17 protein-coding genes and 1 tRNA gene are annotated in these 21,977 nt (G+C 43.4%); 9 read left to right on the top strand and 9 right to left on the bottom strand.

Annotated features, from left to right (window positions below; translation table 11 throughout):
- The first annotated feature begins 439 nt into the window (after window positions 1–439).
- Complete coding sequence (locus tag V7K42_RS08665) at window positions 440–3,076, top strand: EAL domain-containing protein (protein ID WP_334915316.1); 2,637 nt, start codon at window positions 440–442, stop codon at window positions 3,074–3,076.
- A gap of 92 nt (window positions 3,077–3,168) precedes the next feature.
- On the opposite strand, the gene V7K42_RS08670 is transcribed toward V7K42_RS08665, so the two are convergent.
- On the bottom strand, window positions 3,169–3,792 hold the full coding sequence (locus V7K42_RS08670; RefSeq protein ID WP_334915318.1) for a J domain-containing protein: 624 nt from the start codon (window positions 3,790–3,792) through the stop codon (window positions 3,169–3,171).
- A 33-nt stretch (window positions 3,793–3,825) separates the two neighbouring features.
- On the opposite strand from V7K42_RS08670, the gene V7K42_RS08675 reads away from it, so the two are divergent.
- Both V7K42_RS08675 and V7K42_RS08680 read left to right on the top strand, forming a co-directional pair.
- Window positions 3,826–4,923, top strand: coding sequence for a tocopherol cyclase family protein (locus V7K42_RS08675; RefSeq protein WP_334915320.1), 1,098 nt, complete (start codon window positions 3,826–3,828; stop codon window positions 4,921–4,923).
- Window positions 4,924–4,956: 33 nt separating this feature from the next.
- A tRNA-Arg gene (locus tag V7K42_RS08680) sits at window positions 4,957–5,030 on the top strand.
- 115 nt (window positions 5,031–5,145) lie between these two features.
- Here V7K42_RS08680 and V7K42_RS08685 read toward each other — a convergent pair.
- The 4 genes from V7K42_RS08685 to V7K42_RS08700 form a co-directional block, all read right to left on the bottom strand.
- A complete protein-coding gene (locus V7K42_RS08685) occupies window positions 5,146–10,278 on the bottom strand; it encodes an nSTAND1 domain-containing NTPase (RefSeq protein WP_334915322.1) in 5,133 nt (1,710 codons plus the stop codon).
- A complete protein-coding gene (locus V7K42_RS08690) occupies window positions 10,248–11,585 on the bottom strand; it encodes a P-loop NTPase fold protein (RefSeq protein ID WP_334915324.1) in 1,338 nt (445 codons plus the stop codon). The genes V7K42_RS08685 and V7K42_RS08690 overlap by 31 nt, the downstream gene beginning before the upstream one ends.
- Window positions 11,586–12,874: 1,289 nt before the next feature.
- On the bottom strand, window positions 12,875–13,732 hold the full coding sequence (locus V7K42_RS08695; protein WP_334915326.1) for an SDR family NAD(P)-dependent oxidoreductase: 858 nt from the start codon (window positions 13,730–13,732) through the stop codon (window positions 12,875–12,877).
- A 222-nt stretch (window positions 13,733–13,954) separates the two neighbouring features.
- Window positions 13,955–14,185 (bottom strand): hypothetical protein, encoded by a 231-nt coding sequence (locus V7K42_RS08700; protein ID WP_334915328.1) that lies wholly within the window; start codon window positions 14,183–14,185, stop codon window positions 13,955–13,957.
- 496 nt (window positions 14,186–14,681) lie between these two features.
- On the opposite strand from V7K42_RS08700, the gene tatC reads away from it, so the two are divergent.
- Window positions 14,682–15,476 carry a twin-arginine translocase subunit TatC gene (tatC, locus tag V7K42_RS08705; RefSeq protein WP_334915330.1) on the top strand — a complete coding sequence of 265 codons (795 nt, stop codon included), beginning with the start codon at window positions 14,682–14,684 and terminating at the stop codon, window positions 15,474–15,476.
- A 72-nt stretch (window positions 15,477–15,548) separates the two neighbouring features.
- Window positions 15,549–15,881, top strand: a complete 333-nt coding sequence (locus tag V7K42_RS08710; protein WP_334915343.1) for a tRNA-binding protein — start codon at window positions 15,549–15,551, stop codon at window positions 15,879–15,881.
- 76 nt (window positions 15,882–15,957) lie between these two features.
- Here V7K42_RS08710 and V7K42_RS08715 read toward each other — a convergent pair whose 3' ends face one another.
- Entirely contained in the window at window positions 15,958–16,266 is a 309-nt protein-coding gene (locus V7K42_RS08715; protein WP_334915332.1) for a DUF3067 family protein, read from the bottom strand.
- Between the two features lie 228 nt (window positions 16,267–16,494).
- Here V7K42_RS08715 and petC point away from each other — a divergent pair, with 228 nt between their 5' ends.
- The 4 genes from petC (at window position 16,495) to V7K42_RS08735 (ending at window position 19,553) form a co-directional block, all read left to right on the top strand.
- Window positions 16,495–17,034, top strand: coding sequence for a cytochrome b6-f complex iron-sulfur subunit (gene petC, locus V7K42_RS08720; RefSeq protein ID WP_334915334.1), 540 nt, complete (start codon window positions 16,495–16,497; stop codon window positions 17,032–17,034).
- A 161-nt stretch (window positions 17,035–17,195) separates the two neighbouring features.
- A complete protein-coding gene (gene petA / locus V7K42_RS08725; protein ID WP_334915336.1) occupies window positions 17,196–18,197 on the top strand; it encodes a cytochrome f in 1,002 nt (333 codons plus the stop codon).
- Window positions 18,198–18,323: 126 nt separating this feature from the next.
- On the top strand, window positions 18,324–19,391 hold the full coding sequence (locus V7K42_RS08730) for an SDR family oxidoreductase (protein ID WP_334915337.1): 1,068 nt from the start codon (window positions 18,324–18,326) through the stop codon (window positions 19,389–19,391).
- Between the two features lie 30 nt (window positions 19,392–19,421).
- Window positions 19,422–19,553, top strand: coding sequence for a hypothetical protein (locus V7K42_RS08735; RefSeq protein ID WP_334915339.1), 132 nt, complete (start codon window positions 19,422–19,424; stop codon window positions 19,551–19,553).
- Window positions 19,554–19,611: 58 nt separating this feature from the next.
- Here V7K42_RS08735 and V7K42_RS28925 read toward each other — a convergent pair whose 3' ends face one another.
- The 3 genes from V7K42_RS28925 to V7K42_RS08740 all read right to left on the bottom strand — a co-directional run bounded on the left by V7K42_RS28925 (window position 19,612) and on the right by V7K42_RS08740 (window position 21,436).
- On the bottom strand, window positions 19,612–19,719 hold the full coding sequence (locus V7K42_RS28925; RefSeq protein WP_442938549.1) for a DUF6888 family protein: 108 nt from the start codon (window positions 19,717–19,719) through the stop codon (window positions 19,612–19,614).
- On the bottom strand, window positions 19,709–19,777 hold the full coding sequence (locus tag V7K42_RS28930) for a DUF6888 family protein (RefSeq protein WP_442938550.1): 69 nt from the start codon (window positions 19,775–19,777) through the stop codon (window positions 19,709–19,711). The genes V7K42_RS28925 and V7K42_RS28930 overlap by 11 nt, the downstream gene beginning before the upstream one ends.
- Before the next feature lie 69 nt (window positions 19,778–19,846).
- The gene (locus V7K42_RS08740; RefSeq protein WP_334915341.1) at window positions 19,847–21,436 is read right to left on the bottom strand and encodes a glycoside hydrolase family 57 protein; all 1,590 of its coding nucleotides are present in this window, start codon (window positions 21,434–21,436) and stop codon (window positions 19,847–19,849) included.
- Between the last annotated feature and the right edge of the window lie 541 nt (window positions 21,437–21,977).

Raw genomic sequence — 21,977 nt, forward strand, 5'->3', positions numbered from 1 at the left:
GTTTTTTCTTTACTCCCCCTGCTCCCCCTGCCTCCCCTGCTCCCCCTGCTCATTAGACGATGATCTCACTTTTTCGCGTTGCTCCCTAGTTGTAGGGTGTGTTACCGCGATAGCGCATTCACCAGTTATCTGTAGGTGATGCGTTAGGCTTAACACCATAACATACCGTACTGAATAATTTATTATTGGGAAGTCCAAATGAGTCGATAAAATAGCTAAAACTTCTACCACAAAAACTGATTCAACAATTAGCCATATTATTCAATAAGGTCAATCATGAATAGAAGCGCTGGTTTGCAATTCACACTAATTTTGTGATCGCAGGTAGTGACAACTTTGATTAAACAAGTTTTCCTATAAGTTAAGACTTTCAGACTATCTTCTGAAAATGTTATTTTTCAGAATAAAACATAAATATATGAGAATTTGAGGAACAGCCATGCTAGGAAATGAGCGGGAAAAAATACGCCATCTGTTGGTCATCAAAGACCTCCGAGGGCGGCGAACTGTCCCCTTGCGAGAGACTACTTATTCTCTGGGGCGGCATCCTGCAAACACTATTATCTTGGCTTCTCGGTCAGTATCAATGCAACATGCAATTTTATTGCGAGTAACTGTTCCAGAGACTGACCAATATGGCTTCCAGATTATTGATGGTAACTATAAGGGGAAAGCAAGTACTAATGGCTTATTTATAAATGGTGCTAAATGCTTTTCTCATAATCTTAGAAATGGAGATACTATCGCCTTTGGCAGTAATCAAGCTCAGGCTAAATATTATGCGATTTCCAACATTTCAGAACAAGCATTTTCTGAATCTTTTGATGTTGAAGACTTATCTGGTTTCTTATCAGAGCAAGCCAGTCCTGCCAATCCTTTTCAAACCCTAGCTATCGATCCTGGTTTTGAAGCAGCTAGTGAGTCTGCCTTAGCTCGCCTAGCATCGTTCCCTGAACTTATCCCCAATCCAATTATTGAGATGGACTTCGAGGGAATTGTGACTTATCTCAATCCAGCCGCAGCTCTCAAGTTTCCTAACCTCAGAAAAGTTGGGACGCAACACCCAATATTAGCGGGACTCCTGAATACAGTTAAGAATCTAGAACAAAATTCTTTTGTGCGCGAAGTGGAAGTAGGTACAGAAGTTTTTGAGCAATCCGTTCTCTACCTGCCTGAAAGTGATTTAATTAGAACATTTATTATTAGAGATATTACGGAGCAAAAACAAGCTACAGCCGAACTGCGTCAGCGCGATCGTTTACTACAAGCTGTTGCAGAAGCTGCCAATTATTTGCTGGGGGAAATGAATTATGAAACTGGTATCGATCGAGCTTTAGCTTTACTGGGTGAAGCTGCCCAGGCAGATCGAGCCTATCTCTTTCAAAACCATCTCCATCCTGCTACAGGAGAAATAGCTGTCAGCCTCCGGTTTGAATGGACGCAATCTGTAATTGAATCTACCCACCACCATTGGCAGAATCAACCTTATCAAGCTTCTGGATTAGCCCGTTGGCACGCTGTTCTCTCTAGCGGCCAGTCGATTAGCGGACTCACCTCAGAATTTCCTGTCGCCGAACAAGAATTTCTGATCAGAGATGGCATTCAATCCCTTCTCCTGGTGCCTCTCCGCTTAGAGAACGAGTGCTGGGGGTATCTTGGCTTGGCAGACTGCACCTTTGAGCGTCATTGGTCAAAGCATGAAGAATCTACCCTGTTGACAATGGCCGCCAGTATCATTGGTGCGCGGCAGCGTCAGCAAGTAGAAGAAAAAATTCGCTATCAAGCCCTCCATGACTTGCTGACAGGGTTGCCCAATCGCTTACTATTTAGCGAACTGCTCAGTAAAACTCTGCCTAATGCCACTCGAAATGGCGAAAGTTTAGCTGTGATCTTCCTCGATCTGGATCGCTTCAAGGTCATTAATGACACACTGGGGCACACTTTGGGAGACCAATTGTTAAAAAGCCTCGCTCAAAGATTACAAGATTTACTTAGAGGCGGAGACACCATAGCCCGTTGGGGAGGCGATGAGTTCACTATCTTACTCCCGCGAGTCAATGATATTGAAGAGGTAACGCAGGTAGCGTACAGAATCTTACAAACCTTAGAAGATCCTTTCCATCTTCAAGGGCATGAACTTTATGTGACTGCCAGCCTCGGTATTGCGTTGCTTGATAACAACAGTCCTGATGCCGAAACACTAATTCAGCACGCAGATGCCGCTTTATATTATGCCAAGGACAAAGGGCGGAATAACTACCAATTTTATAGTGTTTCTCTAAGCGCCAAAAATCCCGAACTTCTGACTTTAGAAAAGAGTTTGCGCTATGCCCTAGAACGTCAAGAATTTGCGCTGTACTATCAGCCTCGTATAAACATTGCCACAGGAGAAATTACTGGTATGGAGGCTCTGTTACGCTGGCAACACCCAGAAATGGGATTGGTCGCACCCAGTGTCTTCATTCCCCTCGTCGAAGAAAGTGGATTAATTATCCCCATTGGCGAATGGGTGCTGCGGACAGCCTGTATCCAAAATAAAATCTGGCAAGATGCAGGATTTCCACCCATAACGATCGCTGTCAATCTTTCTCTGAAGCAGTTCCGCCAACCCAAATTGGTGGAGATTATAGCCACAGTTTTAGAACAAACGGGTTTGGAACCGCACTTTTTAGAATTAGAAATTATGGAAACCACAGCCATTGAAGATGTAGATTTTACCAGAACGGTGTTAGAGAATTTAAAGCAGATGGGTGTTTACATCTCCATTGATGACTTTGGTACGGGTCATTCTTCGCTCTCGCGCTTACAGCTTTTGCCACTCCACAATCTGAAAATAGATCAGTCTTTTGTTAAAGATTTGAAGCCGGATTCCAAAGTGGCTCATATTATCCAGGCCATAGTTACCTTGGGACACAGTTTGGGATTGAAGTTGACAGCCGAAGGGGTAGAAACAGAAGAACAATTGGAGTTCTTGAAATCTATCAACTGTGAGGAGGTGCAGGGCTATTTTTTCTACCGCCCACTTTCTGCTCTGAAGGCTACAGAAATCCTCGAAAATAAACGATCGGCTCTCTAAAACATCGATTCAGTATAGATGCTTTAGTAGATTTTAGTAGATTAGGCAGGTATTAGACTCAACATAGAAGCGCTATATAGCGCTTCTTATTTTCAACGGCGATTTAGCCGCAGTAAACTTTTTATCCCTTCACAAACTCTTTGTAGCAGAGGTCTAGGTTTTGATACAAATCTAGGCGATCGCACTCTCCTTGCAGCACCCGGATTTCTTAATTCTTGTTCTATTTGTGCAGCTTTATTTAAATCGGAAGCGGCTCTATATTCGTATCCGAGTTGAGAGCAAACTAGCCCACGATATTTATATGCGTCAACATAGTGAGGATTGAGACGAATTGCATGGGTAAAATCTGCGATCGCATCTTCATATCTTCCTTCTGTGGCATTTTCTACTCCTAAAGTATAGAAAGCTTCTGCATCCCAACGATTGACAGATATTTTTGGGGATTTTTTAGGCGAAGATGAAGATGGATTTTCAGAAATGGGAGGCTCGGATGGACTTTCAGATTTGAGCTTGTTGTAAGCTGCGTTAATTGATTTAATCTTTTCCTCAGCTTCCTGTTTTTGCTTTTGATCGAAAAAGCGATCGGGATGCCAAATTTTCACCAGTTTACGGTAGGTTCGTTTCACCTGTGCTTGAGATGCACCAGGTTCCAGCCCAAGAATTTCATAAGCATCATTGATATCGAAGCGTAGACGTTTCGGCTTGTCGTTAAACATCGCGCATACTGAAAAAATCGGCAACTATATACTATGTTAACTATTCCCCTAAATTTCCTCCAATCAACCCAAACGCCCCATTCTGGTTATCATTGGGATGGTAGTAATCGCCGCTTTTTTGAGGGTTGGTATTATCGCGTTACTTTACCAGAAATTGGGCAAACCTTCGCCTTTATGTACTCCATCGAAGACCCCATCGGCAGTAAACCTCACAGTGGCGGTGCAGCCCAAATCCTCGGTCCAGATGATGAATATTTATGCCGGACTTTTCCTGAGGTGAAGAAATTTTGGGGTAGTCGGGATGTTCTGGGTTTAGGTCATTGGGGTAAAACGGATTTGCAAGTTGCTCCTCTGTACCTTCTACCAGCAGAGTTTGAGCATCATGTTCAAGAGGGATATCAAGCCACAGCTACCTTGAATCAGGGAATTATTTGCGAACCTGCAACTAATAATTGTTGCCGTTGGGAGTATGAAATTCAACCAGTATATGGTTGGGGTAATAAAAATAGTATTCAGCAATCAACCGCAGGCTGGCTCTCATTCTCGCAGATTTTTGAACCTGGATGGCAGATTTTAATGGCTCACGGTTTAGCTAGTGGGAAAATTGACTGGAATGGCAAAATCTACGAATTCACCAACGCCCCAGCCTACGGTGAGAAAAATTGGGGTGGTGCTTTTCCTCAAAAATGGTTTTGGATAAATTGTAATTGCTTTGAAGGCGAACCCGACTTAGCATTAACTGCTGGCGGTGGACGACGGGGTGTACTGTGGTGGATGGAATCTGTAGCGATGATTGGATTGCACTATCAAGGTAAATTTTATGAATTCGTTCCCTGGAATTCCCAAGTAGACTGGGAAATTCAGCCTTGGGGTAGATGGAAAATGAAAGCTACTAACTCTAATTATGAAATTGAATTAACAGGAACCACCGATTTACCTGGCACACCTCTGCGTGCGCCGACAGCAGAAGGTTTAAGATATTGTTGCCGAGACACGATGCAAGGAAAATTAAATTTAGAATTACGAGAACTCAATGGGAGAAAATCTCAAATCATTCTCAAAGCAGAAAGTTTTCTTTGTGGCTTAGAAGTAGGCGGCGGCTCTTGGGATAATGTTTGGCAGTCTCGCTAAAACTACTGCTATAATCATATATGCTTCCTAGTTGGGGTTGTAGCTCAGTTGGATAGAGCGGACGCCTCCTAAGCGTCAGGTCGTGCGTTCGAGCCGCACCAGTCCCGTAAGAAATCCCTATGACCTTGATTAATAGCAGGTCATCGGGATTTTATTTTTACCGTAGTAGCTGGAAAACGCCTCTTTTAATTCTTCTATCACGTCATTCATCATTCTTCTGCATTACCTACTAGAACACAAAGAGCGATCGCTTTTCATGACTTTCTGGTTAGTCTGCAAATAATCGTGTAATAAATGGCAACCCCGCGCGAGTAATTTATCGAGTTGGATATCTGCCAAATCTTGGAAGATTACTGTGCCATTACCGCTACCCGCAGCCAAAATCTTACCATCAGGACTGAAACTGACGCTGGTTAACTCAGCTTCATAGCCTTTCAAAGCAATTAGTAATGTCCCTTCTCGGTTCCAAATCCTTACTTTGTCATCACTGCTGGCGGCTAAAGTCTTACCATCGGGGCTAAAACTCACACTGATGAAACTATCACCATCTCCCGCGAGAGTATTTAGCAAATTACCGTCCCGACTCCAAAGTTTGACGGTGCTATCAATACTAGCTGAAGCAATTACTTGACTATCCGGCGACCAAGCAACTCCATTTACCCGGCGGCTATGACCAGTTAAATTGTATAATAATTTACCCTCTATACTCCAGATTTTCACGGTTTTGTCATCACTGGCTGAGGCTAGCAATTTACCGTCTGGGCTAAAACTTACCCAATTTACTGCATTTTGATGTCCTTGCAACGTGTTGAGTAGTTTACCGTTAGGACTCCAAAGCTTTACTGTTTTATCTTTACTAGCTGAGGCAATTATTTGACTATTAGGCGACCAAGCTACACCTAAAACGGTATCATTATGACCCTGTAAGGTGTTGAGCAGCTTACCGTCAGGACTCCAAAGCTTTACCGTTTTATCTTTACTAGCTGAGGCAATTACTTTACCATCAGGGCTAAAACTAACTCCCCAAACTTGACCTTGATGCCCTGTAAATGTACGGAGGAGTTTACCGTCTCGACTGAAGAGTTTTACAGTTTTGTCTCGACTCGCGGCTGCTAAGGTGCGATCGCTTGGACTAAAACTGATGCTAGTTATCCAGTCATCATTATCGGCTTTGGGCTTTCGCAGTAATACATCGTCCCAATGCCAGAGTTTAATAGTTTTGTCCCGACTTGCAGAAGCTAGGGTGCGACCATCTGGGCTAAAACTGACGCTGTTAACCCAATTATTATGTCCCTTCAAGGTTCCTAATAGTACACCTTCAAAACTCCAAAGTTTGATTGTCTCGTCGGTACTTGCGGAAGCGATGGTGTTACCATCACGGCTAAAACTAACGCTGGTAACTCCAGCACTATGACCTGATAGGGTTCGCAGTAGTTTCCCCTCTAGATTCCATAGTTTGATTGTCTGGTCTAAACTAGTAGAAGCGATCGCTCGACCATCGGGCGACCAAGCTACACTCAAAACTGCATCATTATGTCCCTGTAAGGTTTTGAGCAGTTTACCATCCCGACTCCACAATTTCACCGTCTTGTCAGAACTCCCGGAAGCAATGGTTTGACCATCGGTTGACCAAGCGACACTCAAAACTGCACTATTATGTCCCTGCAAGATTTTGAGTAATTTACCATTCCGACTCCACAGTTTTAATGTCTTGTCTGTACTGGCTGAAGCGATAATCTGTCCATCTGGGCTAAAACTGACACTATTCACTACACCCTGATGCCCTAATAGAGTAGCAAGCAGTTGACCCTCTCGACTCCAAAGCTTCACCGTCTTGTCTTGACTGGCGGAAGCGATAATTTGACCATCTGGACTGAAACTGACGCTATTAACGACATCTTCATGCCCTGATAAAGTTTTGATCGAGCTACCATCAGGATGCCAGAGTTTAATTGTAGTGTCGGCGCTGGCTGAGGCAATTAAAGAGGTATCAGGACTAAATGTAACACTATTTACTCCCGATATATGCCCTTCTAAACGGTTATACTCTCTTAATCCAGAAACTGCTTGATAAAGTGCCGTTTGTACTTCCTCTTTTGTATAGGAATCTACCCAGACTGTCTGTTGTAATTTCTTCCCTGCCTTTAAACCTTCTTTTAAAGCATCAATACCTTTTTGCGAGGCAAAGAGGGCTTCACTGGATGCACTAAGAGTTTTAATTTCGCTATCTACTGCTGTCACTATGGAAATACTTAATCCTAATATAGCGAGAACAGAAGCAGTCAAGGCAATTTTCAAGGAACGATTTAATTGAGCTTCACTAAGTCTTTGTTTCTTTTGACTTTCGGCAAGTTTAGCTGTTAATTCTTTTTCTTTAAGTTCAGCTCGTAATTGCTCAATTTGTAACTGACTCAATTCTTCCCGCTTGTGTAACTCTCGCAGTTCTGTTAATAAGTCTAATCCTTGTTGGGGATGGGAATCTACCAATTTGAAACGCTGCTTTTTTTGGCTAAGTTCGCTTTTAAGTCGCTCAATTTCAGCCTTACTTTGTTCTACTTTATAACGTAACTGATTTAGTTGTACCTGTAAACTCGATTCTTGCTGTTGCAGGTAGCGAATTAAGTCTACTAAATAATCGTGAATCAGTTGATAGCGTTCGGGGACATCAGGGAATAGTACCACCAAACCAGAGCTAACTAAAATATCTAATACTAACTCTAATTTACCAGCATCTTCTAACTCTGCTAGCTGCGCCGCCAACTCAGCCCGAGTTTTAAACGGTCGATTGTTACCTTCATCTGTTAATAAATATAAAACGAGTAATGCAGCTCGTTCATTCTCTGGGCCGCAGTCTTTAATCAGTTCCTTAAGATATCGTTCAATAAGTTTGTTGGGTCTATATGGCTGATATTCTTCTAATGTAGTAATGCGCTCATCTTGAATTTGCGCTCCCACAACTTGCAATTCAATCGGGCGGACTTCACCAAATTCTGTGGATAAATCTTCGACTAAGGCATCAATTAAAGCAGGTTCTAAATTAAACTGCGATCGCTCAGTCAATTTTCGGATAATTGCTTTGGCATATTCTGGCGAAAAGTTATTCAACTGGTAGCGAATATGCTTGTCGAGAATATTATTATTAATCGCTTCCAGTGCTGAAAGATGTTTAAAATCTAATAACCGATGTAAATAATCTTCTCGCAAGGAAAGGATAACTTTGACAAAGGGGATATTTAGGCAATCACTAATAAATTTATCAAATTCTTGCTTCTGCTTGCGATCGCTATAACCAAAGAAAAACTCTTCAAACTGGTCAAAAATTAAAACTGTGATCAGATGGTTATCAGCATTTTGTTTGAGTTGTTGTAAAATTGTCACAATTGCGATGGGTGTGCCAGAGTAAGGCAAAGCCTCCGGTTCAATGGCTGCTTCTGGCTTAATATCAGCGTAGATGGCAAGGGATGCGTCACTAGACATCGCCTCACTTAAAGATTTCCCTAATTCCCGCGCCCAATCGGTATAAACTTGCAGTACCACAGGTATAGCTATTTGGTCGCCAATGGCTCGATTTTGCAGGGCTGGAACTAAACCCGCCGTCACAGTGGAACTTTTACCCACACCCGATTGACCGTGAATCACTGTCAGCTTTTGATCGGCGCGGCTAATTCTGCCAATTAAGTTATTAATATCACGTTCCCGACCAGAAGCTGCAATTTCTAAAGCAACGCTACTGCTCCCAGATGGTGCCATCAACGCTGGGTTTGTCGCCTGTCTTTGCGGTTGCAAACGCCCTGCACCAATAAAAGCCCGAAAACCATACTGCTGCTCAACAGAACGCCGTTTTTGGCGAATGTAATAGGCTTCTAAATAGCGACCTTCTTCAAAATATAGCGATCGCAGTTTCCGCAATAAGCGAATATAACGATGGGCATCGTATTGATGGGAACTGTTTTCTAAGGCTGATGGCAATTCTTTTGTTGCCTTTTCTAAATATTCACGAGCAATTACTAGTTCACTTAAATTTCGCTGTGCTTTCGCCAACACTAAATAGTAAACTTGCGCCAGCAATAATGGAAATAAGCAGTTATAAGGGTCATTCTGCTTTTGGGCTTCAGCTAATTTTAGCAGTGATACGTGTGCTAAAATACTCGCCTGTACCCACCGCGACTCCTGCACAGCGACTTGCGCCAGAAAACCGTAGTCACAAGCTAATTGAATTTGACTACCATAAGTTTGATGCAACTCCAAAGACTTTTGAGCAACTGTCTGCAACTCTTCCCAGTCTTGCAGATATTGCAAAACCTCAGCAAGTTGACCAATAAATCCCGCAACCATATCTAAACGCCCAGCCACCTGCAAGATATTCAAGCATTGCTGAAAATAAGATTTGGCTGTGATCCAATGGCGACGGCTTTCTGTTTGATTTTGCTCTGCTAAACGGCAATAACATAGCCCAATATAAAACAGCAAAATTCCCTGTCGCAGCAGTAGCAAAGATGGGGGAGATGGAGGCGTAGACGAAGAAAATACCCCCTCATCCCCCCTTGTTCCCCCGGCTTCTTCATTCTCTTTTTTGGCCAAATTTTGCCAAACTAGCAAGCTTTGCTGAAAATGCCTTAAAGCTGCATTGATGCGATCGCTAATATAATTATCTAGACCAAAAATAAATTCTAAACTAGCGTGTAATTCTGGCTCTAAGGTAATACCACGCTCGTGCAACTCTCTGATGGCAAAGTGGAGTTCATAACTATGTTTCCAGACTTGCTCTACAGTGGAATAATGCTCTATAACTTGAGGAATTTGTTGTTGTCCAGCATCGGTTGTTAACACCGTGGCAAACAAAGAATTAGTTTCCTGTTGCAAAAATTGCAGTAGTGATTGAGTTGTCATCTCAAACTGAATCGGTGTAGCCGCCCAGCTAGCAAAATCTGGTGCTAAACGGACTACCTTTTGCAACACTTCCTCATTCACCCACAAAATCATTGGGAATGGGTGGCGTTTGCGAAATTCATCACGAATATGATTAATAGACCTCAGTAGATCGTCGATTCCATCTACTGATTCTAAACCCAAAATCATCAACGCCGATGGCGGATTATCTTGGGTTAGCAGTTGTAAATGAATACTTGTGTAAAGGCTTCTAGCATTATGGGGCAGAATTACCTTTTGGATTTGGTGTACTCCTGAAGAGAGTTTTTCGAGTCGTTGCAGCATAAGTTCTTGCAAAACCCGATAATTGCAGCACACCAAAACCAGGGAAAATTGACCGCTAGAAAGGGTAATTGCTCTCCCCAAACTCCGTAAAGCCCGCTCATTAGCTGCTCTTATATCTGCTTGTGGGTGTCGTTCAACCATGATTTAAATTTTTCCGTCTCTGCTAAAACTGGGTTGACGGCAAACCAAGCTCCCTGATGATCGCGATATTCAAATACAAATAAACTTCGCAATAGGGTGTGGTACTCTATATCACCTCTCACCCGTTGCTGTTGCACCACCTGGAAGATTAGTTCCCACTCATGAGGATCGATCGCATTAGCTCGGTAATCTCGCTGTCTTTGAATCACCAAATCGACACACTCCCGATCAAAAGGTGGATCTTGTTCTCGCAGACAGTCAAACAGTAACCCTAGCAAATCGCGGACATGACCACCACTAATTAAGCACAAGCGATCTAAGGTTTCCAGACTATCAAACACTTCTGTAATTAAGCCTAACCGATCGCTAGGTAAAATGTCTGGAAAAGCTCTAGCTAGTACCATTTGCCGTAATAATGTTAGCCCTTGAGGAAAAATCTCGCCAGAGCGCAGACGTACAGGGATCATTGGTAAGACTTTTGGTGCGACTCCTCCCCCTAAACGATGTTGAAGTTCGGCGCTATCGTTAGAGAAAGTCAGGGCTAAGGGAATAGTGTAGACTACATGACAATTCAGTTTGCGTAACTGTTCGCCCCGTTCAATAAATAAATATTCTGGTAGCGATCGCCCCGATGGTAAAGGTCGAATTGCGACTCTATCCAAGTTATCAACAATAACCACCAGACCTTTTTTACCTCTGGTTTTCAGTTGCTTGTTAGCAGGTTCTAGCAATTCTTGATTAATGGACTGTAAAATATTTGCTGTTCGCGGTTCTAGATAATCCCTTAAGCGCCGCCGCAATTGTGGACTTTCTTTAGCTTTAGCTGTAATTTTGCCAATCCCCACAGACAACTCAGCTTCTACCCCAAGTTCAATTGGGGTGTGCAAGAAATCTACAAGTTCTGCAAACAATTTGGTAAAATAAGCAGGTTTCAGCCTAATTTTCATGGCTTCTAGGCTTTCACTCACCTGACCGGCGATCGCTAACAAAATATCAGTCACATCCACATCTGCCATTTCTAAGACATGGGTAGACTCAAAGTAAACTACATGAAATTGCTGCACTTCTAACTCAGCTTTGAGCCGCAACAACTCTGTTGATTTTCCACAGCCGAGATGTCCTGTAAATAGCTGACAGGTGGGAATATCTGGCGAGATTCGAGCGATCGTGCGCTGCAAAGCTTCGATGATTTTACCACCCCGCACCGCAGCAAAATCGATATAGTACCTGCGATCGCCGGGGTTTCCTATAATTAGAGGTCTGCTCGGATTGCAAGCCTGATAAAATCTTTCTAAATCTAGGAGCATAACTAATCAAGTTCACTCAAGAATGGGGATAGCAAAATTTACTAAATAAATATATTAATTTTAGAGAATTTATGCTTTAGTTTCATCTAACTACTAACTAAACTAGCAGCATTTCGGATAATTGTTTATATAGGACTCCTATTTGATTTTTGAACAAAATTAGGTATTGTAGGGGAGCCAATGAGTTGCGGTGAATCCAGCCCTGTAGCGACTGGTGAACCTGAAGGGAGCTTCCCTCCGTTGTAGCAACTGGCATTGTGTTAGAACGAAATTCGTAACGCACCATTATCAAGGATTTAGTGCCGGACTCTCCGTGCTAAGAGGTTGAATGAACAAGTCTTTGGCTGTGATTTTAGGCACTTATTGATCCCCCCTAACCCACGCCAGTCGCTCATGGGGGAAACCCCCAAGTGGAGCATGTGGCGTGGATTTAGGGGGATCTAAAACTTTTGATACCGATAAGAGGACTTTTCAAACATCCTCTAACACACCCTACCTATCTTTTCTCCAAATCAAATCGGATTCCTATATCCAGGTTAGATGTAGAACATAGTAATGTTGAGATTTTATTTAAAGTAAGCAGAAATACTCCTATAAGTACAAATAGCAAAAATCTCTAACTTTAAATAAGGTACTATTATGAATATTAAAAATATCCAACACAAAAAAAGGTACTGTTAGGTACAATTTTGTCGCTCTCTTGAACCCATTATCAGCTTGAATTATTAACGAACTTCTGTTAATTTTGCGATCGAATAATCTCCAATCCTTACATAATCAGACTTTTGCCGAAAATGTGATCAAACAGAATTCAGCAGTCAGGAGCCAGAATTCAGTTGGGTATTCTGAACGAAAGAGCGGATAGCGCAGCATAAAGCCTACGGCATAGCAACTCTTAGAGACGCTGTTCGCAAACGCTTAGAGCGAGTCCACGTACCCCTGCTCTTAAGCAAGCTAGCAAGAACGTCTCGTAGAGAGCGTCTGAATAAATGGGTTTAAAACCCCCACCAAATTTTTAATTTGGTAGTCTACAATGAGTGCTGGGTCTGAATCCCCCACGAGAGTGATTCTGACAGGAGTTGACAGGAAAGTCTCCGGCTCCGCTCCTGTTAGCGGATAGCTAAGGTTTAGCCCATTCTGACGGATCTGTTTTCTTCTTCAATTAAGTCAACTTCCCTTCAGAGTTAATTTTTGGCTAGATTCTGCTTTTGTTTACAAAAATCATGATTTTGTTCGCAACAGCCTTTGTATTCAGAGTGACGACCCCTCAAGTATTGACGATCGCTAATCTACAATCCCATCGAGTATAAAATTATCTTGTCATGTAACCGATCGGGTAAAATATACTTTAGCACCGCTCCGAGTTTGGCATCTTGTCCAACAAGATAGCGCGTCTTGGGCTGCTTTGCAGTCAGCGCATGAATAACAGTCTGAGCGACAATATCCGCAGAAATTCCCTTAGATGCGAGAACCTGCATTTTCTTGCGGACAATATTCATCGCTTGACCGTAGAGATTCTGTGCCGATTGTGGTAGATCGTATTGTGCTACTTCAGATTGACTTAAAGACTTTTCCCAGATTGGGGTAGCAATAGAACCAGGTTCAATAATTGAAACCGAGATTCCCCAAGGTCGTAACTCCATTCGCATCACATCAGAGAGTGCTTCCAAGGCAAATTTTGAAGCATTGTAAGCTCCTAGAAACGGTGTAGGACTCCTACCTGCAATGGAACCCATATTGATAATTCGACCCCGACTTTGGCGTAAAAGGCTGAGAAATGCTTGTGTTACAGCTAATTGTCCGGTGACATTAACCTGCATTTGGTATTGAAATTCTGCGATCGCTAATAATTCTAAAGGTCCAGGCACAGCAATTCCCGCATTATTCACCAAACCTAAAATTCCAGTACCCCCGACTGCATTTGTTACCTTATCAACCGCAGCTGCGATCGATTCAGCGTCAGTAACATCTAAAAAAATCGGAATGAGTCTTGGCGATCCTTTCTGTTTAAGTGTTTGAGCATCAATATCTTGACGCACCCCAGCAAAAACAGAGAAGCCCAACTGGTCTAAAAGCAAAGCACACGCTTGACCAATTCCTGTTGATGCTCCCGTAACTACGACTGTACCTTGATTTGCTACAACCATTAATTTTCTTTTTTATTATGGGACTGCCGTAATTCGTAATCACGAATTAGTATCAAAGCCGCGTCTGCGATCGAGGAAGGAGGGAAGCCTATCCCATAAAGTGAAAAGGTTTATTAAACAAGGACGGATGTATTTTTTCTTGTCCCTTGAATCTTGAAAACAATGTTCTAAGTTTTTGCTCATAGGGAACAAAGTTTATACCTGCCTTATCCCTCCTTCCGATCAATCTTTGCAAGTACCAAACCGAAGACAATCTTCAGTTTGGTCATCTCTAGCCGATATTTGCCACGGCAATATACGTGAGTCGGCATTTGTACTGTAAGCAATTAGAGCAGCTATTACGGGAAACTGGTCTTTGACAATTGTCACATCACTACTACAAGTATTGCCTAACTCAACATTGTATAAATAAACAGGCAATGCCATTAAGGCAATGCAAATTGTCCGGTTCATATCCAACCTCAGCTAAAAGTTTCCGATTGCGCTATGTATGTATAGATGCCACCTTGATGAACCGGATTTTTAAAACTGAGTATTATTTATGTTGATGTTGTGTTAATTTACTTAGCTTTACTAGTAGTGTATCAATTTCAAATTGATAGTTAGACAATCTCGTAGTAAGGATTTTAGCCCTTGTTTTTTTTACACCAAAGTGCTTACTAGAAACCATCAAAACTAGTTAGACAGACTACTAGCTGCAGAGACGTGATTTATAAATTATCGGTTCCACCCTTTTTTAGGTTAGGCATTGCCTACAAGATGGCTTCCTACTAACTTATGCAGATGCAACCCCAAAAAACAGGACAAAAAACCCACAGCACCCAAAAACATATCTTAGTAGCTGCATTCCCCAGATAAAATAATGAAGAGTGCTGAGTTTAAAATTCTGAGTAAAAAATTTTGCTCATTATTCAGCACTCAGTTACAAATGTTGCCTACTAGCTGACTCATGCCGCCTTCACAAGACGTAGATACTGTAAACGTTCCCAACATCGACCCAGAAGGATATGGCAACTCAGACACAGATCCTCTTGATGAGTTGCCAGGTGAAATCGAAATGTCCCTTTTCGACCACCTAGAAGAGTTGCGACAGCGCATTTTCTATTCGCTGATTGCCGTAGCGGTAGGTATTAGTGGCTGTTTCTTTGCCGTTAAGCCAATTGTCCAGCTACTTGAGGTTCCAGCCCAAGGAGTAAAATTTCTCCAACTTGCACCCGGAGAATATTTCTTTGTCTCCCTCAAGGTTGCAGCTTACACTGGCTTTGTATTTACTAGTCCGTTCATTCTTTATCAGATTATCCAATTTGTGCTTCCAGGATTGACTCGCCGCGAGCGCCGTTTACTGGGGCCTGTGGTTTTGGGTTCGAGTGTGCTGTTTGGCGCGGGGTTAGTATTTGCCTATTTATTGCTTATCCCCGCAGCTTTGAAGTTTTTCATCAACTACGGAGCAGATGTAGTCGAACAACTATGGTCAATTGATAAATATTTTGAATTTGTGCTGCTACTGCTATTCAGCACTGGTTTAGCATTTCAAATTCCCATCATCCAATTGTTGCTCGGTAATTTGAATATTGTCTCATCTGAACAGATGGTTTCTGGTTGGCGTTACGTGATTATGGGAGCAGTGGTTTTAGGAGCCGTACTTACACCTTCTACTGACCCCCTAACTCAAAGTCTCTTGGCGGGAGCAGTTTTAGGGCTTTATTTCGGTGGTGTTGGATTGGTGAAGCTTACTGGTAAATAAGTAGGTCGGCGTAAATAATTATCGTTTTAATAAGGCAGTGAGCAGGGGGAAAAGGGTTTGAGCTTTGACCAAATTTTTCTCAGCTATAGTGATTTTGAAAAAATCGAAATACATGTTGGCAAAGTCATCAAAGTTGAAGAGTTTCCTAATGCAAAAAAACCAGCTTATAAATTGTGGATAGATTTTGGCGATTTGGGCATTAAAAAATCTAGTGCCCAAATAACTAAACTTTATGACCAAGAGAAATTAATCAACAGATTAATATTAGCTGTGACTAACTTTCCACCCCGTCAAATAGCCAATTTTATCTCGGAAGTTTTAGTCTTGGGAGTCGTTTTAGACGATGGAGAAGTTGTATTAATTCAGCCAGATAGAGATGTAGCGGTGGGGAAAAGAGTCTTGTAGCACATTATGGTATTTTTGGATAAAAGTACTGTAAATCCTCAGAAATTTAATTTATTAACATTAATGCCAGAGTAGGTCATAAGATCCATTCCGAAGAACGTTCGCCCAAATCGAGAGGAATGCTAACAGCTTTACCGAGTCGGGGGCGATCGCGTGTTTGGGTAATGAATGTTTGTACCTGTATTGACCCACCTAAGGCATGAAGATAATTAGCAATGCTGTCAAGATGCTCTTGGTACTCCGCCTCACTCAAGGGAAAAGAAGCTTGCTCAACGTATTTCCACATTACTTGCAAAAATATCTTGCCCTGTGCCCGCCGGAACTGGACATCATAAGAATATCCCCACTTATCAAGCAACATCTGACGTAATTCCTGTCCTGTCATAGCTTTTCTCAATCAGATTTTACATTTAGTTATGATGTTAAGTTCCGTGACTCCAGTATGATAAGGATATAAAGAAATGTAATGCTAACAGAAAAGATGCTAAATATATCTTGGAACAAAGAAGTATGGCATCGTTGTGAGCGCTAGCATTTCGACTTAGACAAGAGTTCCTCAAGTGCAGTACTTTTGTCAAAATGCTTAACAAAATACACAAAGAGCGCGTAGATTATGGCTCAATTTTCTGAATCAGCAGACGTGCCCGATATGGGTCGTCGTCAGTTCATGAATCTGCTCACTTTTGGGACTGTCACTGGAGTAGCTCTGGGTGCATTGTATCCCGTTGTCAACTACTTTATTCCACCAGCAGCAGGTGGTGCCGGTGGCGGTGTAACGGCAAAAGATGAGTTAGGTAACGATGTTAGCGTTGCAAAATTTCTAGAAAACCGGAATGCAGGCGATCGCAACCTAGTCCAAGGACTTAAGGGAGATCCTACCTATATTGTGGTAGATAGCAAAGAGGCGATCAAAGATTATGGCATTAATGCCATCTGCACCCACTTAGGTTGTGTCGTCCCCTGGAACGTTGCTGAGAACAAATTTAAATGTCCTTGTCATGGTTCTCAGTATGACGAAACTGGTAAGGTTGTTCGGGGCCCAGCGCCTCTGTCTCTGCCTTTAGCCCATGCCAATGTAAGCGACGACAAAATCGTTTTGACCCCTTGGACTGAAACCGACTTCCGCACCGGTGATGCACCTTGGTGGGGTTAATAATTTTGTCCTTAGTTTTTAGTCATTCGTCCTTTATTCAGGGCTTAATGACTAATGACCCTCACGGGTTCGCCAGTCACTCATGGGGGAAACCCCAAGACCGCGCTGGCTCACTAATGACCAATGACTAATGACAAATTCAATCGTTGCCCTTATTAGAGATGAGAAATGTTTTCCGAACAGCGAGATTAACTCGCAGTGCTAGAGCGATCGTCAAAACATTGCTCATAGCGATCGCCACTGTGACATTTTACTTCACCAGCGATCTAGCCCTTCCCCAATCAGCTGCCGCCTATCCATTTTGGGCACAGCAAACCTATCCCGAAACCCCCCGCGAACCAACCGGGCGGATTGTTTGTGCCAACTGTCACTTAGCAGCCAAGCCAACAGAAGTGGAAGTTCCCCAATCGGTGCTACCTGACACTGTATTTAAAGCTGTGGTGAAAATCCCTTACGATCTGAGCGCCCAGCAGGTTGGTGCCGATGGTTCTAAGGTTGGCTTGAACGTCGGTGCTGTACTGATGCTACCTGAAGGCTTTAAGATTGCTCCCGAAGACCGGATTTCCGAGGAACTTAAAGAAGAAATTGGCGACACTGCCTTCCAACCCTACAGCGAAGACAAAGAAAATATCGTCATCGTCGGCCCTTTACCTGGTGAGCAGTATCAGGAAATCATCTTCCCAGTTCTTTCTCCTAACCCTGCAACCGACAAAAACATCCACTTCGGTAAATATTCAGTTCACGTAGGTGGTAATCGGGGACGCGGACAAGTTTATCCCACTGGCGAAAAAAGTAACAATGGTGTTTACAACGCTTCTGCTACTGGCACAATTACCAAGATTGCCAAAGAGGAAGATGGAGATGGTAACGTCAAATATCTAGTAAACATCCAACCTGAATCTGGTGATGTTGTCGTTGATACAGTTCCTTTAGGGCCAGACCTGCTTGTTTCCGAAGGGCAAGCAGTTAAGACCGGTGATGCTTTGACCAGCAACCCCAACGTCGGTGGCTTCGGTCAAATAGATGCAGAAATCGTACTGCAAGATGCCTCTAGAGTCAAATGGATGATTGCGTTTACCGCTCTTGTAATGTTGGCTCAAGTTATGCTTGTGCTGAAGAAGAAGCAGGTTGAGAAAGTTCAAGCTGCTGAAATGAATTTCTAAATTCCTTGCTAAATCATTACTTATAGGACAGGCAAAATGCCTGTCTTTTTTATATGTTATTTATACTAAGCCTAGAAATTTGGGGCTTAGCATTGTTATAGAAAATTTCCCTACTGGAGACACGACATGGATGGAACAGCCTTAGTTGTGGGCGCGAGCGGCATCATTGGCAGCAATCTTGCGAGAGAACTGATCGCGAATGGATGGACGACCTATGGGTTGGCCCGAAATCTTAAAAAAGGGGTGGAAGGGTTACGCCCTGTTGCTGCCGATCTGCTCGATCTAGCTAGCCTGAAAACTGCGCTGTCAGACATCGCCCCGACGCACATCTTCATCACGACGTGGATGCGTAATGCGACTGAGGCCGAGAATGTCAGGGTCAACGGTACAATGGTTCGCAATCTGCTGGATATTCTGTCACCGAAAGACTCAGTGCAGCACGTCGCCCTCGTCACCGGTCTCAAGCACTATCTCGGGCCATTCGATGCATACGCCAGGGGCGGATCGCTGCCAGAAACTCCATTGCGCGAGGAGCAGCCCCGGCTCGACATCGAAAATTTCTATTATGCTCAGGAAGATGAGGTCTATGCCGCCGCAGCCCGTGACGGTTTCACCTGGAGCATTCATCGCCCTCACACTGTCATTGGAAAGGCGGTCGGCAATTTGATGAACCTTGGCACGACGCTAGCCGTGTATGCCGCGATCTGCAAGGAAACCGGGCGACCGTTCCGCTGGCCAGGTTCTGAAGCGCAATGGAAGGGCATCTCCGACATGACCGATGCGCGGGTACTGGCGAAGCACCTAGTCTGGGCAGCGAAGACCGAAGCGGCCCACAACGAGGCGTTTAACGTTGTCAATGGCGACATCTTCCGCTGGATATGGTTGTGGGGGCGGCTGGCTGACTGGTTCGGCATCGAGCCCATCGGCTTCGACGGCACAACCCACCCGCTCGAAGCCGAAATGGCGAATGAAGGTGCTGTCTGGCGCGAGATCGCAAAGCAGCATGACCTCACCGAGCCGGATCTGAGCCGTCTATCGTCTGCATGGCACACCGATCTCGATCTTGGGCGTCCGATTGAGGTTATGACCGACATGTCGAAGAGCCGCAAACTCGGCTTCTCCATATACCAGAAAACGGACGAGTCGTTTTTTGACCTGTTCGAGCAACTACGCGCAGATCGGTTGATTCCGTAGAACCTGGGTAGATGGTATTGGTAGCGTTTTATGGGTGCCGAACGACAAGAACTCGGACTAAGCAGCGATGTCTACGACGGGCTACGCCTACGCAATTTAGAATTTTTGGTGATTTCACAGCCTCCCAGTCATGGCGATCGCATTTTGAGCGATAGTATTTAATCTAGTCCTAGTTGAGTTGAGGTACTACCCATGACAGCCTCAGTAGAGTATATCCCCGTTACCTCGATTGAGGATAAACAATAATTTGAACTTTATCTCCAGCCAAGATGTAAACCTGTCCGGTTTTGTCGTCAAATCGAAATAAGCGGATGTCTTTATAAAGGATTTGACAACATTTGACAAACCCTTATACAGGCTAAGGCTTGCTCTGTTGTTGGTAAAATAAACGCTCGTCACTACTAATATAGGGTAGGCAATGCCCACCCTACTGCTGTTGATTACTTTGTGTGAAACTATAGCGGACGGTAGACGCGATAGTTGATTTCGGGGAAGATATTATCCATTAACTCGACTTTTTCTAGCCAACCACTGTCAACTTTACCGACTTTCACATCTTCGTAGAGCTTGTTGAACCGCATCAGGTGCGATCGCGTCCGTCTAATTGCATAGGGTACCATTGTTCCCGTCCGCATAATAAATGCCCAGTCAGAAGATTGTGCTAATAGCAGTTCCCGCGCTGCTTGGTTAAGGGCTTTCCACTGCAATTCATCTTCTGGTTCCAAATGCGAGATTTCAATCATCCGTTCAGCAGCTTTATGCAAATGTGGATAAATCCACGCATTTGTTTCGTTCAACCAATACTCATGGAAACCCTTGAAACCCCAACTCGACTGCGAAGGACGACAGACTTGCTGTGTTGGCTGATCTCGCAAATAGTCTGCTAAATGGGTCATTTGATATGTTTTTTGGTCATACCACGACTTACGGAATAAGTAATCGATAAACCAGGGGCCTTCATACCACCAATGTCCAAATAACTCTGCGTCATAAGGCGAAACGATAATTGGCGGGCGCTGCATTATACCATTGAGATGCTCAGATTGCCGCTCTCGGTTATACATAAAGTTATCAGCATGTTCTGCTGCCTTTTCCCTAGCCCAATACGGATCGTAGAGTGCTTTATCTGACAGCCCTAAGCCACGCCCCGTAATTTTATGATACTTAATGCCCGTATTTTTCCTCTGACCATTAGGCATAATGTAGGGCTTGATGTACTCATATTCTGCTTCCCAGCCCAAATCTTTGTAAAATTCTCGATATTCTGCCGCTCCAGGATAGCCTACCTCAGAAGACCATACCTGTTGGGAAGATTCCTGATCTCGACCAAAGACAGCAACACCAGTTTCTGTATAAATTGGCGCATAAGTACCAAAGCGTGGACGGGGACGGGCGTAAAGGATGCCATGCCCATCTGTGAGGAAGTAGCGTAATCCAGCATCAGCTAACATCCGATCTAAACCTTCATAGTAGGCACATTCCGGCAACCAAATGCCTCTGGGTGCTTTTCCAAAAGTTTGCTCGTAATGTTCGCAGGCTACCTGAATTTGCGCCCACACCGCCTCTGGATACATTTTCATCAACGGCAAATAGCCATGAGTAGCGCCGCAGGTGATAATTTCTAGGTTGTTACTGTCTTGGAACTTCTTAAAAGCTGTCACCAAGTCACCGTTATAGCTTTCCCATAGCTGACGGGCTTCCTTAAACTCAGTAGTGTAATATTCGGCTAAATAACGAAGATGTCCGTTGTTGACATTATGTTCTGCTTCTAGTTGTATTAGTTCTTCTAGTTGGGCTAAGTGTGCTTCATAGCGTTCTTGAAGCAGAGGATCGCGCAGCATTGACACGAGAGGAGGTGTCATACTCATTGTGATTTTAAAGTCGATACCGTCTCGCTTTAAGCCTTCAAATACTTTCAATAAGGGGATGTAGGTTTCTGTAATGGCTTCATAGAGCCATTCTTCCTCCAGCACGTAGTCACTTTCCGGGTGACGAACGAAGGGCAGATGTGCGTGGAGTACAAGCGCGACGTAGCCGATAGCCATAGTGATTTTGGGGTAATACTTTTAAGTAAAAGGTCGAGAGGTTTGGCTGAAATTAACAATATTTTAAGACTTTATGGGGATCGTAAGAATAGTTTTCAATATGAGTTAAATACAGTGTTTGTAGGGGTATAGCCAATATTGTTGTATTGTTGTACCTCCACTGCGTGTTTTTGCTGACACGTAAAAATTAAACTCAGTATTTGCCAAAATCTTATGATTTGAACATTACACAGATAGTAAGCGTTCAGAGGGGCCTACTGAGATCAAGCGAAGAGTACTCAAGGAGCAGGAGTTTGTTAAAGAAGTTGAAGAACGAGATCCGACGATTCAATGGGCAGCTAACAACAGGAGAGATTTACCGACATACATTAACACAATACAAGCATGAGACAAATAAGGAGTATTTGCGCCAAGCCTATGATGCTGTTCTTAAACACTGTCGTATATATAGGACTCCTATTTGATTTTTGAACAAGCTCCGTACATCTGAAGAGTGGCAAAGTCAAAAGTAGTGTGTCGAATAAACCACTCAAACATCCAC

It is taken from the genome of Nostoc sp. (assembly GCF_036917455.1).
Taxonomy (GTDB): domain Bacteria; phylum Cyanobacteriota; class Cyanobacteriia; order Cyanobacteriales; family Nostocaceae; genus Nostoc.